Raw genomic sequence first — 15,305 nt, forward strand, 5'->3', positions numbered from 1 at the left:
GATAATTTCGTAATTATGTTTGGCGCTCCCATACTCTGTTGGAGCCCTGACATGTGTTCGAATCGTCTCGCCCTGTACAGCCAGCGCATGGCTGCCATCACGCTTGTTTTCATTGTCGCGATGATGGTCGTCAACGCTGCTGCCTGGCTGTTTCCTGATGTTGCGTCAAAATACGGGTTGGGCTTTTCCCTGACCGAGCGGCAATTGTTCAGTCTGCCCGAAGGAGGGGCGATAGGGTTGACGGGCTGGCAGCGTCTGGGGGGCATTCTTTTGTCCAGCGTACCTCTGCTCGCGCTCGCGGTCGGACTGGTCAACCTGCGGCAGCTCTTCAGGCGCTATGCCCAGGGGCAATATTTTTCCAGTGAAGCCGCGGTTTATCTTGGAAACGCAGGTCGCGCGGTCGCACTATGGGTGTTGCTGGATTTCCTGTGCGAGCCGTTCCTCAGCCTGCTGGTCACGATCAATGCGCCAGTGGGCGAGCGATTACTGACCATCAGCATCACCGCTCCGTCCTTCGTCGCTTTGTTCCTTGCCGCCTGTATCGCCATCATTGCTCGGATATTGTCCCAGGCCAGTGAAGTCGACTCAGAAAACAGAACTTTCGTTTGAGAAACTCATGCCTATCGTGATTCAACTGGATGTGATGCTGGCAACGCGCAAGGTCAAATCCAAGGACCTGGCCGCCGCCATAGGCATTACGGAAGCCAACCTCTCCCTGTTGAAGCAGGGAAAGGTCAAGGGCATACGCCTGGCGACGCTCGAGGCTATCTGCAGTTACCTGCAGTGTCAGCCCGCCGATCTGCTGATTTATCAACCAGAGCGCGAGCTGTCATGAGTGAGTCGGATATTCGCTCAGTCCCCCAGGGCCTCCCCTTCACGCCGAGGATCGGCGCCCCCGGCCAGTGATGTTTTGCCTTGCGCATCGCGCACCCGGACGATGGCCTGGGTGCCGCTGGTCATGTCGATCTCGCTCACCGTGTGGCCTTTATCTTTCAGCGCCTGGATCAACGCAGGGCTGAATTGTCCTTGTTCCAGCTCAGTGGGGCCATTGCGGCTGCCGAAGTTGGGCAGGTTGATGGCGGTTTGTGGGTCCAGGTTCCAGTCCAACAGACCGATCACCGATTTGGCCACGTATTCGATGATCTGCGAGCCCCCCGGCGAGCCGACAGCAGCCAGCAGCTCACCGTTCTGACGGTCGAAAATCAGCGTCGGTGCCATCGATGAACGTGGGCGCTTGCCGGGTTCGACGCGGTTGGCGACTTTCTGTCCGTTTTCTTCGGGGATGAACGAGAAGTCGGTCATCTGGTTGTTGAGCATGAAGCCCTGGACCATCACATGTGAGCCGAATGCCGATTCCACCGTGGTGGTCATGGACACGGCGCCGCCCTCATCGTCCACCGCCACCACTTGCGAGGTGGAAATACGCAGTGGCGAACGGTCCGGGGCGTAGGCTACCTGGATGCCCGGCGGCGTACCGGGTTTAGCGGTACCCATGCTGCGCGGGCCGATCAGGTTGGCGCGGCTGGCCAGGTAGCCAGGGTCGACCAGGCCCTGGATCGGTACAGGGACGAAGTCCGAATCGGCGACATACTGGGCACGGTCGGCGTAGGCCAGGCGTTCGGCCTCGGCGATCAGATGCACAGCTTCCGGCGCGGGTTCGAGGCCGGCGGGTTTATCGCTCTTGATGGGTTTCAAGGGCGCGAGGGCGGAGTGGCTGTCGCGCTGTTCCAAAGCCTGCAAAGTCCCGAGAATCTGCGCGACGGCGATTGTGCCGGAGGAGGGTGGGGCCATGCCGCAGAGCTGCCAGCGCTTGTAGTCGGTGCACAGCGGCGCACGCTCCCGGGCGGCGTAGCCTTTCAGGTCGTTCAGCGAAAGGCTGCCGGGGTTGGCGTGGCCCTGCACCTTGGCGACGATTTCCCGGGCCACCGGGCCCTCGTACAACGCGTCGGGGCCTTCGTTGGCGATGCGCTTGAGCACACCGGCCAAGGCTGGATTTTTCAGCAGCGTGCCGACGGCTTTCGGGCTGCCATCGCTATTCAGGAAATAAGCAGCCATGTCCGGTGAACCTGGCAGGGACGGATCGCTGGCAATGATTGAGTGCAACCGAGGCGAGATCGGAAAACCTTGTTCCGCCAGCTTGATGGCCGGTTCGAACAGCGTTGCCCATTTCAAGCGTCCGTGTTTTTGGTGGGCCAGCTCCAGCGCACGCAACACACCCGGCGTGCCGACCGAACGGCCACCGATCTGTGCAGCGGTAAACGGCATGGGCTTGCCATCGGCCTGCAGGAAGAGTCGCTCGGTAGCACCGGCCGGTGCCGTTTCGCGGCCATCATATGTACGCACGGCCTTGCCATCCCACAGCACAATGAATGCGCCGCCGCCAATGCCCGATGATTGCGGTTCCACCAGGGTCAACACCGCTTGCATGGCAATCGCCGCGTCGATGGCCGAGCCTCCACGCCGCAACATCTCCCGCCCGGCCTGGGCTGCCAGAGGGTTGGCTGCGGCGGCCATGTGCTTGTCGGCGTGGCGGGACTGCAGATCCGCGCGGTAACCGGAGGTGATTTCCGGTGCGGTGGGTAATGCGGGCGTGGAGGAGGAGGGTGGAGCCTTGCAGGCAATGAGGGTGAGGGCGACAGCCAGCAATGAAGCAGCTGACAGGCGATGAAGGTTCGGTTTGAGGTCTGTAAGCACGTGTTGCTCCATCCGTGGCATGGGATATACAGTCGGACTGTAGCGATGCGAGACGCAGGGTGCAAACCGACAGGGACCCGCTTCTCGGCAGTAGCCGGAACTAGGATTGATCCGCATCACGGAGGAAAGACCTGATGAAACTGATTGGCATGCTGGATTCCCCCTATGTCCGTCGCGTGGCGATCTCGCTTGATCTGATGGGTGTCTCGTTCGAACACGTCGCACTGTCGGTCTTCGGTTCGTTCGAGGCATTTCGCGCGATCAACCCGGTGGTAAAGGCCCCCAGCCTGGTATTGGATGACGGTAGCGTGTTGATGGATTCGACACTGATCATCGACTACTTCGAGGCGCAAAGTCCCGCTGACAAGAAGTTGATGCCGCAGCAGGCCATGCCCCTGGTCACTTCGCTGCAAATCCTGGGATTGGCGCTGGCTGCTTGCGACAAGGCGGTGCAGATTGTCTATGAGCGCCAGTTACGCCCTGAGGAAAAACGTCATCAGCCTTGGCTGGACCGGGTGGTCGGGCAGTTGCTGGCGGCCTGCCGCGAATGGGAAACCCAACTGGCGTGCCTTCCGCCGGCTGTCCAAGAGAGGCCGGATCAGGCCACCCTCACCAGTGCCGTCGCCTGGTCTTTCATTCAACTGATGGTCGCCGATATCGTCAGGGCAGATGATTTTCCCGTGTTGCATGCTCATGCGGCCCGGTTGGAAGAAACCGAATCGTTCAAGCGCTATCCCCAGGCTTGAGGGCGGCGCATTTCATCAGGCACGATTGTCGGTCGGGCAACTTGCTTAAACCCGATTTGCCATAGTGCTTGAATGTGAGTGCTTTCACAGTGCTCTGATTCCGATCTGCACATGCCGCTGCCACTTCGCTCCCCCGTGACATAGCCACAGGGAAGCTTTGCGTTCAATTGCATTGACTGAATGAGCGCCGTGAACACTCAGGCTTTCGGTTGATAGCGCTCAGCGGCGTGGGCTTGGCGAATCTCTGACAGCAAACCCTGCCGCGCTTGATCCAGCGTCGTCCAGCGTGCCTCGGTGTGTAACGGTGGGATGGTGACCAGCTCGCGGCGATCAAAGCCGATCAGTGCGGCATCGACCAACTCTTCGACGTCCATCACTTCACTCAGTGAATTGACGTCTATCCCTGCGCGCTCCCAGATTTCGGTGCGGGTGGCGGCTGGTAATACTGCCTGGACATAGACGCCCTTGGGCGACAACTCCAGATGCATCCCTTGGGACAGGAACAGCACGAACGCTTTCGAAGCGCCATACACCGACATACCGAATTCAGGCGCCAAGCCCACCACCGACCCCAGGTTGACGATAGAACCCGCACCGGACTGTGCAAAGCGGGGAGCTACCGCAGCGGCGAGCCGCGTCACGGCTACGACGTTGAGCGAGACAAGCCGATCGATCGCCTCGGCGTTCTGTTGGACGAAAGCACCGGATTGAGCCAACCCTGCGTTGTTGATCAGTACGCCAATGCGCGAATCGTCACGCAGGCGGGTTTCGACCGCACTGAGATCGGCAGGGTCGGTCAAGTCGGCTTGCATAACATCAACAGCAATGCCGTGTTCCGCATGAAGGCGGGCAGCCAGTGCATCCAGGCGTTCCTTGTCACGGGCGACAAGGACAAGATCATGGCCGCGTTTGGCAAAGCGTTTGGCATAGGTGGCGCCGATGCCGGTAGAGGCACCTGTGATCAGAACAGTGGCAAGCGTTGTCATGTTGGAATTCCTGAGGGCGTGTTGTGCAAGAAGATGAGTGGGGAAACTTCAACCAGCGAGTGTCGGGTAGTCGGTATAACCTTCGGCGCCGCCACCGTAGAGCGTCGCACCGTCGAGGGGGGTCAATGGCGCAGCGGTTTTCAAGCGTTCAACCAGGTCCGGGTTGCTGATGAACGGACGGCCGAAGGCAATCAGATCGGCCTTGTCCTCGTTGAGAGCAGCGGTAGCCAATTGCAGGTCGTAACCGTTGTTGGCCAGGTAGGTCTGCTTGAATCGCTGACGTAATGCGTCGTAGTTGAACGGTGCTACATCGCGTGGGCCGCCAGTGGCGCCTTCCACTACGTGCAGCAAAACAATCCCCAGCGCATTGAGCTGCTCGACGATGTATTCGTACTGGGCTTGCGGGGCGCTGCTGGAGACGCCGTTGGCCGGCGAGACCGGCGAGATCCGCACGCCGGTGCGCTCGGCACCGATTTCGTCGACCACTGCCGCGACGACTTCGATCAGCAGACGCGCGCGATTTTCTATCGAGCCGCCGTAGGCATCCGTGCGCTGGTTGGCGTTGTCTTTGATGAACTGATCAAGCAAATAGCCGTTTGCCCCATGGATCTCGACGCCGTCGAAGCCCGCGGCAATGGCGTTCGCCGCCGCTTGGCGAAAGTCGTTGACGATGCCTGGCAGCTCGCTCAATTGCAGGGCACGAGGCTCCGAGACGTCGGCGAAATGGTTGTTGACGAAAGTCTTCGTCTGCGCCCGGATCGCCGACGGTGCCACGGGGGCTGCGCCATCCGGTTGCAGGTCGACGTGCGAAACACGGCCAACGTGCCAGAGCTGCACAAAAATGTGCCCACCCGCAGCATGCACAGCGTCCGTCACTGTCCGCCAGCCGGCGATCTGCGCGGGCGTATACAGCCCCGGGGTGTCTTGGTATCCCTGCGCCTGCGCTGATACCTGGGTGGCTTCGGTGATGATCAGGCCGGCCGTGGCGCGTTGGGCGTAATAGGTTGCGCTCAATGCGCTCGGGACCAGGCCGGCGCCCGCACGGTTACGGGTCAGGGGTGCCATGACGATGCGATTAGAGAGCGTCAGGTCTCCCAGGAGATAGGGTTCGAAAAGCGATTTCTCAGACATGATTTCCAGCTTCTGGTGTGGGAATGGTTCTAATGATTGCGATCGAACTCTAAAATGTCAATCTTTTGATGTTGATTGACATCAATGTAACTGGAGGCTGGGTGGGGGCGCCTGGATGGACGATGAGAGCCATGAGGAAAGAAGCGCAGATTTCCCACGTGCGATGGGCAATGTGAGAGGTTGTGTTGGAAGAGGGCGGGGTCTTGCAGGCAACGACAGTGAGAGCGGCAGTCAGCGGCGAAACGGCTGACAGGCGATGAAGGATCCACCACGATGGTTCAGGCAATCATGGCGGTTTTTTTCAGGGCATAAAAAAACGGCTTATCTTTCGATAAGCCGTTTTTAGTACTTGGTGGTACACAGACAATTGAACTGGATATTTAACTGTCTGTATTTTCAGGAAAATATACTTTTTGTGATATTGAAGGGATACAACAGGGGATACACGGTGCTTTCTGCTGGGGTTTTTTTGGCCTGTTTCACGCTGGCTGAAAAAGCGGTCTAGGTTCGTTGCACCGTCCCCGACGAACGGTAGCGACATCGCGATAAACCCCGCGAGCCTATATAAAGTTGTGGTCATCACCACCACTCCTTTATGGCCCAGTCCAGAAGTGACCCGATTATCTCGCTCCTCACTTTTGAGGAGCCATAGCCACACTTTTGCGGCGTTGGTGCTGGCGCCGTATAGCAGTCCACCCCACAGAGGCGTTCTGCCAATCCTCCGCGCCAGCACCACCCCGGATCAGGGTAGTGGATGATTAAATGAACGAAAAATTTCCCGAATGCTCAAATTTCATGATAGGAGATGCTGAGCGGTAGTAGTCTCCCGCTGTATCTGGATGTATTCTGCGCTACGTTTTTTGGTGGCAGTATGATGGCGCTTTGATTTGCATCGTTGAGGTTTGTAAGCATTCTCTTACGTCTCATTGAGCCGATTGCTTACCGCCCCCAGTCTCCAAATAGACTACGCTGGCCTTACGCCAGAAAACGCAGGACGGTCGCTCTTTTAAAGAACGGCCGTTTTTTGCCGATGATGTAAACAGACCAAGCACACCAGGGTGGACCAGGAGGGGAAATGCACACTACTAAATCCTCAGTACAGAAACGCAAAGCTTTGTATGAGTCGCTTGTAGGTACCGCTGACACCCAGCGGGAGCCTCAGCCTCACAGCCTTCAAGGCTCCAATCGAGATTTCGAGCTTTACAGCGCACTCGATTACTCGATCCAAACCACAGTAGCTACTGATACCAGAGCGATTGCACGGACTGCATAACCCGTATGCCCAACATGAACGATGTACTCCGTGAGATTCAGCAAGAAGCTGGAGCTCACGGAGATGCGGCTGCCGATATCGTCAGGCGTAAATATCTCGCAGCGCTGACCAAGCATACCGGACGCAACACCATTGCTTATTACTCCGGCTTCTTGACCTCGAATCCCAACAATCCTCACCTCTCTGTGAATGATGTCGACAAGAACGCGTTCATGGCGGCCGTGCATGGTTTTGATTTCGAGAAAGGGCTTGATCTGATTCTGCACACCCCTGGTGGCGACATTGGTGCAACTGAATCACTGGTCGATTATCTCCACCAGCTATTCGATAAAAATATTCGGGTACTTGTGCCGCAAATAGCGATGTCTGCCGGAACAATGATCGCGTGCTCCGCCAAAGAGATCATCATGGGTAAGCAATCGAGCCTTGGCCCCATCGATCCTCAAATCAGAGGTATCCCTGCTATTGGCGTCCTAGCCGAGCTGGATAAGGCTGCGAAAGACATCGAAGAAAACCCCCATAAGATCGAGATATGGCGGGTTATTTTGAATAAATACAATCCGACTCTCATCGTTAGCTGTGAACAAGCGATCGAATGGGCGAAAGAATTTGTTGAGTCTTGGCTCACAAGCACAATGTTTGAAGGTGACGCTCAGGGGCCTGAAAAGGCTGGCCGGGTAATCTCACTGCTCAGTGAGTTTGATCACACACGAAATCACAGCCGTCACTTCAATATGAACAAATGTCGGGACATTGGTTTAAACGTCACGGCCATGGAAGACGACGATGATCTTCAAGATTTACTGTTGTCTGTTCACCACTGCTACATGCATGTAATGGATGGGGGGCGGATCGCAAAAATCGTTGAAAATCACCTTGGTATGGGGCAGATCAGAATCATTACCGCCTGAATTTTCATCGAAATTTGTGAATTAGAGCTTGCAGTTATGCAGGCTTTTTTTTCACCTAAAAAGTTTCGAATATCGAAAATACTCGGCCAATTGGATAGCGGCCGATCCGCCTGACCTCCCATCCCGGGAGGTCGGATATCGACAACCATCTGGATCTCGAAGGCTTCTACAAGCGCATTTCCCTTATTACGCGCCTCGGCTCAGCTCCCCGCGAAAGGGCGCGCCGGGCGTCCTTGGTGAGCTGGTCGAACGCTTGCTCCTCGAATGCCGCAGCCATTGCGCTGGCCTTCCTGATAATCAGCAGCGCCAGCTCCGGTGGAAACACTACTTTGTCGGCGGGTAGATAATCACAGTCAATAACGGACACGGCTCCATCCTCGGTGCGCGGTTGATGCTGGCGCCGGAATGAGGCGGGGCCAGCAGATGACCTGCGGATGTTACCAGCAGAACGTGAGCTACCACCTAGAACCCGGCGGTTGGCCAAACTGGCAAGTCGACTGATTTCCGCTCCAGGGTGAATAACTCGTTCACCACCTGCTCCGACCTGCTGTCAGGTCGCTGGAAGCCCCGGCTAATACTTGACGAGCATCAAGCGCCAGAGCACCACCTATCAGGCTGTCAGCGTCGTATGGCTTGGGCTGCGGGCAACTTGGCCGTGGTCTCTCGGCGGAAATCCGTCTAAGGCCTGTCTAGTATTGCCTGGCGCGCTAAGCATTTGTATGGCCCGGTATTTCACCATCCCATTCGGCCAGCAAGGCCTGGATATGATCGAGTAATTACCTTGACGGCCATCTCCTGAATTTTGACGAAGCTAGTGCTGGTCAAGCTGCGCAAAGCGTTGCCCAGCCTGGCTTTCAGCGTTCCAACTGTTTGGTGGCCCAGATAAATCCGTCAAGGCCCCGTCAAGGATGGTCAAGGATTATGGAGCGCTTGCCTGGTTCGACCGTGGGCCACTTATCCAGCAGGTGACTGCCGCGGTTTGCCCCTGTTTCTGGACGAGGTAGCTACCCGGCCCCATGGCCGATCTGCCACCGGGCCGTGCGGGGATTCGACTGCGGGGCCGCAGCGGATGAACTGCGACCTCTGTATCCGTCCAGAGCCTGTCCAGAATCCGATCCTGCGTCACGACTGCCCCAGGCTGCCGGCGACAGTCAGCTCGGCGATCCCCTCGCGGATGAATACCAGGTTGTCGTCGAGCGTTTCGAGTGCGGCTCGCACATTGGTAGCGACATCCGCCGATCCGCGCTGCTCCACCCAGTTAGAAATCTCCTCAACCGCGGCGCCCAGGGCGAGCTGGTTCTGGTTCAGACGATCAAACAGGCTGGCGATCAAGTTGGTGTCCGTCATGGTGGCTCTCCGTGTTTCGGGGAAGCGTAGCACCGGCGGCTGGATAACAGTCTGGGGTCTGTCAGGGGTATGAGACGGCCAGACAGCCTACTTTGACGCAGCCCCCAAGGAATAAGCCTCAGACGACCATCCAGCTTGGATTCCGTCTCATGCCTGTCTCACATTCCGTCAAAGTGTGGTCAAAGTTAAAGCCGGCCCAGGATGTAGGCATAACCATCACCTTTGCGCGCTCGCAGCCTTGTTGATTCCTACACAGAGTGTCGTTTTCTACACGCTGGAACCTGTCTGTTTTAGACACTAAATTTCTAGCGCCTGCTATTCATGTAGCGCCTTCTCAGCAAGCGCACTCAATTTGTATTGGGGCGCCAACGCGCAAACTCAGAACCCGAACTACAGTTGCCGCGTGGACAATCACTTTCAAGCGGAAGGATGCGGTATGAGCTCAGCCCCTCAGGTGAAATGCAGATGTGGTTCGACAAATTTTGAAAGCTCGAAACCTATTCGCTCTCTAGACGATTTCGTCGGAGCTAAATGCGAAAAGTGTGGAAAGGCTATCTCTCGCAAGGAGATCGATGATCAAGCCAGATCCTTAGCGGAGGCAGTGATAAGGAAATCGCTGAAGAACTTCAAGCTGTAATGGTTAGGAGCGGCGTTCTCAAGGGGGACCGCTTGGCTTACAACGCCGCGCCTTTATGAGTTTTTTCGCATCTGGTCAGGTTTCCAGTGAAAACCACTGCAAAACCCCCGGAAACCACAGTGGAAACCAGCGCCTGGCAACTTAACAACCCTAAAAATGTAATTACTGTCAGATGGCTACAGAAAGCAACATTACGAGCCGGCAGTGCGCTCTGGGCATGATCTGGATGCGCGCCAACGTATCTCGCATGAACTAGAGTCTTAGCACATTGAGCGAGGACGAAGCATGGATCAGACGATAGACATTGAGGCTCGCATGATCAGTTTCCTAGAGACTCAGGATCATGTACGTCCATTGGATGGGCACGTCGACCAGCCGATAAATGTGAAAATGGCTGATTACCTGTTCTTTCACGGTCGAGCTGTGACTGAGCTGAAGACACTCAAGATTGATCCGAAAGAAAAGATCCTCAGCCAAGCAAAACCGGCGATGGATTCGGGTGATTTCCCACTTATCTTTGGGGACTATGACCTGGAAGCCGCGATCAAGGCGATGCCCGACGGCCAGGCGACCATGAATAGGATTTTCGCAAAGGCCACAACTGTGGTTGAAGGTATTTGTCGGCAGGCACGAGATCAGATTGCATCGAGCAAGAAGCACCTTGGCCTCGACCCAGAAACACCAGGCATCTTACTCGTGCTGAATGAAGCCATTGAAAGCATCCCGGTCGCTCAACTGGTGGATCGTTTTAGCTTTTGGCTCGAAGGCGGCATCGAGAAACGATCAGACCGTTTCTCGCAAATTGATTTCGTAGTGCTTATTCAGACGACTTATCGCGTCAAGGCTCAGCAAGGCCAAACGGTTCCCGCATTCATCATTTACAATGAGTGCAATTCCCATCGCCACCACCTGATAGAAAGGGACGTACACGCGTTTCTTAAATCGTGGGCTCATTCTCAGGGGCACCGCTACGCCACCGCGCACAATGTCCAGAGCCTTAAATTCGAGCCTAATCAGCCCACGCCCCCTCTCCCGCAAACTACCCAAGAGTACGTTGAGCACCGCTACCGCCAGAACCGGTACCTTCAAGAGCTGACGGAGGAGGAGTTCATACAGTACGGCTGCAAAGTCACAGGCCAGATGACCTCAATCGTTTTGATAGGTGGCCCAAAGCCCTCAGACGAAACGGCGATGTTATTCATGACGCGGTTCGGGGAGTTTCTCGAGGAGTGTCGATTGCGGAGTTTCGACCTGAAAAAGGTTACAAGCCGTATGCGAATACGCTGATGGACAGCAAGCCAAAATGACGGGCCAGGTTCGCACCAGTTCGCGTTGTAGGGTGCGAACCACGAGTGCAAACCTGATCGACACCCACCACCAGTGCGTACCGATCGTGCGTGAAGCCAGGCGCGAAGGTTCATTCATGGGGTGTTTCCGCAAACAGGCCATTCGACCTCATTTGGTCTCATTCATGGGGTGTTTTCGCAGAACGGCGTTCGGCCAGTGAAAAGCCCTACCATTCCGTGGAAACCATAGTGGAAACTAGTGTCCCGCAACTACGGTTTTTTGATAGCAGGGGAAGCTTGGTTCGCGCATTGGCGGCTGAGACCCGGCCCTACACGCATGGCCGATCGTCGGTATGCTGCTTGTACTGGGGTCGTATCCTGAGAAGTTAAGCTTCCTCCGACGCGCCAGAGACGCACTCCAAGCGCCCCAAATGGCTGCGCCCGCAACGTGCATTCTCTGACTGTCGCATGTCGCATGTCGCCGGTAGACGATGATGACCAGCGCTTGTGGTACTTGCGCCGTATTCCTACCCAAGGCTCACTAAGCTGTCACTGGCTCTGCGAGAAGAGAAACGGTCCAGTGACCTCCCGGCTCTTTATGCAAATTCAACGAGTCATGCGTCTTCATCAATTCTAGTAAGCCAGAAAACCCGTATTTTGCAGGGGAGAAGCTGGGATCGCGTCGCTTGAGATAAGAACCTAGAGCACTAACAGTGATCTTGCCTTCCGGAGCGTCTCCGGCAAGGAGCGAAACAGCATCCACTACGAATACCGTCGATTCCTCGATTTGCTGATCGTCCGCTTGGGCTGCGGTTGCTCCTGCTGCAACCTGGCCTGTGTAGCTCTCATCTATGGCATCTTTACGCCATTCGAAGAACTGATCGCTTGCGTTTCTTAGGGCCGGAGGGGTCTTACTCTCGCCAACAATACAGACAGCGGCACCTCGCTCTCGGAGTTTTCGGCAAAGGTATGCGAAGTCGGAATCACTGGTGACTAGGCAGAATAAATCAGCGCGATTGTCAAAAAGCGCTTCCTGAGCATCCAATGCCAGCGCTATGTCAGACGTGTTTTTACCAGCTGCGTACTGGTACTGAAGGCAGGGTGTGAATGCAAGTCTTACTAGCGCTTCCTGCCATTTGTTCGCGAGAGTTCCATGGTTTCCATATCCCCGCCTCAAAACGATGCGTCCGAACTGAGCCGCCACCGTTAAGGCATGCTCCAGGACGTCTGGAGATACATTGTCGCAATCAACGAGCACAGCTACTCGAGATTCCCCTTGGTTGTGGATAGATGCCATTGAATCCTCCTTGAATGAAATCGGTGTGCGACTGCCTGATTCAGTCCAACGCAACATAGCACTCTGCCATATGTTGAATCTAGCGGCATACTAGGACTTGCGTCACGGCGGCATGGGTTCACGCGCGTTGATGGTTGCGAACTTGCTGGTGGATGTCAGTGCCCGGTGCGTACCGATTGTGCGTACCAGCGTTGCGCGGCTCGCCCCCACAGGAATTTCGCGGGCTCCTGAGCGCGTGAAGATTGTGCGTGAAGGCTCACCCAAGATAGTTTGAAGAACCTACGTCGGCTAATGAAAACCACTCCAAACCCTGGAAAACTCTGTGGAAACAAACGCTTGGCGACCGCTCGCATTGGTGGTCTATCGTGGCAACCATTGGTTTGGGGCGCGGTTCGCAATTCGCGCCTTGCTGGTTGCGAATCAGAAGTGCGAACTCGCTATTGGTTGTAAACTTCTGACATATTGAGCTCCTGTGGAATGGCCGATACTAGGCTAGTAAATGGGTTGTGTAAGTACATGGTTTTTCTTTTGACAGGGAGTTGAGCAATGGGCGCTAAGCCAAAGGTTAACCACGTACGCGATGACTTCATTGCCGAGATCAACACTGCTAGGAATTTAGTGGTGGCGATAAGGGGGTTACCACGATGGTCACCGAAATCTACTGGGGCTGCGATACATACCAAGCATGTAAATCAGGTAGTGGAGCTCGCTTTCATGGGGCTTGTGGCTTCTTGGGAGGAGTTTCTCGAACGTTCGCTTGTTCGATATCTGGCCGGGGCGGTTACTGATAAAAACTACTCTCCTGCGCCTAAGTACGGCTCGGCAGACTCAATATCTCATGCATACGAACTGCTTTCTCAAGACTCCAAGTACGATACGCTGAAGAATTATCTGAAAGTGAGTGATCCTAGATGGGTCTACCGTACCGCCGATTTTTTCTTTAGATCACATCCGTACGGGGTTTTAAACCCAAAAACTGACCTAATAAGGCACGCATCTGCCATCCGCAATAGGGTGGCCCATAGTTCTGATAAGTGCCGTTCGGACTTCAAGAAGACCGCATTGGATTTTCTTGGACCTGCAAAAGCCTCACTTAGCAGTGGTTATTCGCCTGGCACTTTTCTTCTAGCGCCCGCGCAAAGGATTTTTACGGGGCCGGCCATTCAGAAAAATACCAGTCATTTTGAGGCTTTCGCTACCATGTTCGAGGATTTGGCTCATAGCATCGTTCCCTAATGCTAGAGAGCACTAGAACCTGACATCTTGCGGTTTGCGTCACGGGTACTGACGTTGACAATTGTTGACATCGTCGCCAGCTCAAGCCAGCCATTCGGTTAACAATTGTCAACGGGGCCAGGCCTGAGGGGGCTACCGGGGATGGTTACCAAAGGTGGTTACCACGCTTGGTTACCAAATAGATCGAAGAGAGGAGGGGCGGCTCGGTTCTTGGGGCCGCCCGATGTTTCCAATTGGGTCAGAAGGAGCTGGGGCGAATGTCGGTACCATTTTGGGTACCGGACACTCTGAACTTCTGAACATCTCCGGCGCTAACCTGCGTAGCTGTCTCCTTGACCGGCTGGCCGATCTGTAGCGCGCATACGCCGTTACCGTCGTCATCACCAGCTATCCCGACAATGTGACGGCCAGGCTTGACCTGGAACGCCACAATCTCGCCTGTGCCAATCCGCGCGGCTTTCCTGCCATCGACCAACACCGTTGCATAGCATCCACCGGACGCCCAAAAACCACTATCTCGACTCACCACCAGCTTGGCGCCGCCCGGAACGTCTGACTGAAACGCAAACGTTCTGGCTGCTGGCACTTTCTTCGCCGACGCTTGGTCGACCGGTGTACTGGAGCAGCCGGCCAGCACGCCGGCGGCGATGAACGCGAGAAAAATCCTGTGCATTTGGTTCGTCCTCAAAAGTGAATTGTGACTTTACAACACCACGTCTACATTTTGTCTTCGGCGTAGATCGATGCGGAAATGATCATCCCGCCCCACCGGCGGTCACCAATGCAGATCGGGACGGGGTTACCGCTGGCTGTGGTGTTCTTGGCGCTGCCGAAGGCGTAGGACGGCGCGTTCTCCGGTCCAGCGCTCTGCTTCAGGCCAGAGGCCTGGGGGCTGAGCATTTGGATGACGCCGCCGGCGGCGAGGGCTATGCCCGGCGCGAGCGTGGCGCCGTTCGTGAACGGACTGAGCACAATCAGCACCGCCCCCAACACTGTCTGCAATAGTCCCGCCCGCTTACTCCCATGGATGACTGGGACGATGCGGATCTCGTTTGCTCGCCCCATCCCGAGCTCCTTCTCGCCGATATTGCGCCGGTTTCGAAAAATGGCGAACTCCAAGCCGCGGGCCTTTGCGTCGGCAAGGTATCTGGCAAATCCCGGGTGATTCACGTCTACCGCCTTCACCGCCTCGCGGACATCCCCCGTTGAGAGTTCGTAGAGGTGTTTGCGGCCGAAGAGCTTGCCAGCGCTGCCGCCGAGTAGGATCAAGGTTTTGTTGCCATAGTCGGTTGCCATTGCCATTTCTTACTCCTGGGCGCCCTGGGCGCTGTGTCTGGGGATTTCCATGCCGAGCTGGCCGGCAAGGATCATGCGAGCAGCCATAGCGTCGTTTCGAATCGCTATCTCCCGTCTCACGTCGGGATTCCAGGCGGAACAGTGAGTGGACTGATAAGCCCGGGCTCCGCGGTACTCGATGCGCATCAGCTCGGCGGAGATCCTGGCCTCTTCCTCGGTGAAGAAAGGCCCCTCGATTTCAACTCGCTGGCCGTCGCGCACATGCTGTACGGTCCAGACGATGTATCCGCCAATGGTGCCGGGGTCAGTTGTGAAGTCTGTGGCCTTGCACGCTTCGGCGAAGCGTATGTGATGTGACATGTGTTTCCTCCTGCGGCGCCTGGGCGCCATTGATGGGCTGATGCCCGGTGGTATTGCTCTGTGTCGCGACACGATTTATTGATTCGCAAATCGTGTCGCGGAATG

General features: G+C 56.1%; 15 protein-coding genes. 6 read left to right on the forward strand and 9 right to left on the reverse strand.

Annotated features, from left to right (window positions below):
- Nucleotides 1-51 precede the first annotated feature (51 nt).
- Entirely contained in the window at nucleotides 52-609 is a 558-nt protein-coding gene (locus tag FGE05_RS10760; RefSeq protein WP_139644728.1) for a DUF2975 domain-containing protein, read from the forward strand.
- Between the two features lie 7 nt (nucleotides 610-616).
- A complete protein-coding gene (locus FGE05_RS10765) occupies nucleotides 617-835 on the forward strand; it encodes a helix-turn-helix transcriptional regulator (RefSeq protein ID WP_139644729.1) in 219 nt (72 codons plus the stop codon).
- A gap of 17 nt (nucleotides 836-852) precedes the next feature.
- Here FGE05_RS10765 and ggt read toward each other — a convergent pair whose 3' ends face one another.
- Complete coding sequence (ggt, locus tag FGE05_RS10770) at nucleotides 853-2,694, reverse strand: gamma-glutamyltransferase (RefSeq protein WP_257225629.1); 1,842 nt, start codon at nucleotides 2,692-2,694, stop codon at nucleotides 853-855.
- 134 nt (nucleotides 2,695-2,828) lie between these two features.
- On the opposite strand from ggt, the gene FGE05_RS10775 reads away from it, so the two are divergent.
- On the forward strand, nucleotides 2,829-3,440 hold the full coding sequence (locus FGE05_RS10775) for a glutathione S-transferase (protein ID WP_139644731.1): 612 nt from the start codon (nucleotides 2,829-2,831) through the stop codon (nucleotides 3,438-3,440).
- Nucleotides 3,441-3,637: 197 nt separating this feature from the next.
- Here the strand turns inward: FGE05_RS10775 and FGE05_RS10780 are convergent, their stop codons facing one another.
- Nucleotides 3,638-4,426: an SDR family oxidoreductase gene (locus FGE05_RS10780; RefSeq protein ID WP_139644733.1), complete on the reverse strand. Its 789-nt coding sequence runs from the start codon at nucleotides 4,424-4,426 to the stop codon at nucleotides 3,638-3,640.
- A gap of 48 nt (nucleotides 4,427-4,474) precedes the next feature.
- A complete protein-coding gene (locus tag FGE05_RS10785; RefSeq protein WP_139644735.1) occupies nucleotides 4,475-5,557 on the reverse strand; it encodes an alkene reductase in 1,083 nt (360 codons plus the stop codon).
- 1,287 nt (nucleotides 5,558-6,844) lie between these two features.
- Between FGE05_RS10785 and FGE05_RS10790 the strand changes: the two genes are divergently transcribed.
- Nucleotides 6,845-7,741, forward strand: coding sequence for a S49 family peptidase (locus FGE05_RS10790; RefSeq protein ID WP_257225631.1), 897 nt, complete (start codon nucleotides 6,845-6,847; stop codon nucleotides 7,739-7,741).
- Between the two features lie 166 nt (nucleotides 7,742-7,907).
- On the opposite strand, the gene FGE05_RS10795 is transcribed toward FGE05_RS10790, so the two are convergent.
- Both FGE05_RS10795 and FGE05_RS10800 read right to left on the reverse strand, forming a co-directional pair.
- Nucleotides 7,908-8,108, reverse strand: coding sequence for a hypothetical protein (locus FGE05_RS10795; protein WP_139644739.1), 201 nt, complete (start codon nucleotides 8,106-8,108; stop codon nucleotides 7,908-7,910).
- Nucleotides 8,109-8,863: 755 nt separating this feature from the next.
- Complete coding sequence (locus FGE05_RS10800) at nucleotides 8,864-9,088, reverse strand: hypothetical protein (RefSeq protein WP_139644741.1); 225 nt, start codon at nucleotides 9,086-9,088, stop codon at nucleotides 8,864-8,866.
- A 922-nt stretch (nucleotides 9,089-10,010) separates the two neighbouring features.
- Between FGE05_RS10800 and FGE05_RS10805 the strand changes: the two genes are divergently transcribed.
- Nucleotides 10,011-11,012, forward strand: coding sequence for a hypothetical protein (locus FGE05_RS10805; protein WP_139644743.1), 1,002 nt, complete (start codon nucleotides 10,011-10,013; stop codon nucleotides 11,010-11,012).
- Between the two features lie 540 nt (nucleotides 11,013-11,552).
- Here FGE05_RS10805 and FGE05_RS10810 read toward each other — a convergent pair.
- Nucleotides 11,553-12,308: an NYN domain-containing protein gene (locus FGE05_RS10810; RefSeq protein WP_139644744.1), complete on the reverse strand. Its 756-nt coding sequence runs from the start codon at nucleotides 12,306-12,308 to the stop codon at nucleotides 11,553-11,555.
- A 546-nt stretch (nucleotides 12,309-12,854) separates the two neighbouring features.
- Between FGE05_RS10810 and FGE05_RS10815 the strand changes: the two genes are divergently transcribed.
- Nucleotides 12,855-13,544 (forward strand): hypothetical protein, encoded by a 690-nt coding sequence (locus FGE05_RS10815; protein ID WP_139644746.1) that lies wholly within the window; start codon nucleotides 12,855-12,857, stop codon nucleotides 13,542-13,544.
- Between the two features lie 238 nt (nucleotides 13,545-13,782).
- On the opposite strand, the gene FGE05_RS10820 is transcribed toward FGE05_RS10815, so the two are convergent.
- The 3 genes from FGE05_RS10820 to FGE05_RS10830 are packed head-to-tail and all read right to left on the reverse strand — an operon-like array spanning nucleotide 13,783 to nucleotide 15,200.
- Complete coding sequence (locus FGE05_RS10820) at nucleotides 13,783-14,217, reverse strand: hypothetical protein (RefSeq protein ID WP_139644748.1); 435 nt, start codon at nucleotides 14,215-14,217, stop codon at nucleotides 13,783-13,785.
- Between the two features lie 44 nt (nucleotides 14,218-14,261).
- Nucleotides 14,262-14,846 (reverse strand): tail assembly protein, encoded by a 585-nt coding sequence (locus tag FGE05_RS10825; RefSeq protein ID WP_139644750.1) that lies wholly within the window; start codon nucleotides 14,844-14,846, stop codon nucleotides 14,262-14,264.
- Nucleotides 14,847-14,849: 3 nt separating this feature from the next.
- Nucleotides 14,850-15,200, reverse strand: coding sequence for a hypothetical protein (locus tag FGE05_RS10830; protein ID WP_139644752.1), 351 nt, complete (start codon nucleotides 15,198-15,200; stop codon nucleotides 14,850-14,852).
- Nucleotides 15,201-15,305 lie beyond the last annotated feature (105 nt).

The organism is Pseudomonas sp. ICMP22404, assembly GCF_006227205.1.
Lineage (GTDB): Bacteria > Pseudomonadota > Gammaproteobacteria > Pseudomonadales > Pseudomonadaceae > Aquipseudomonas.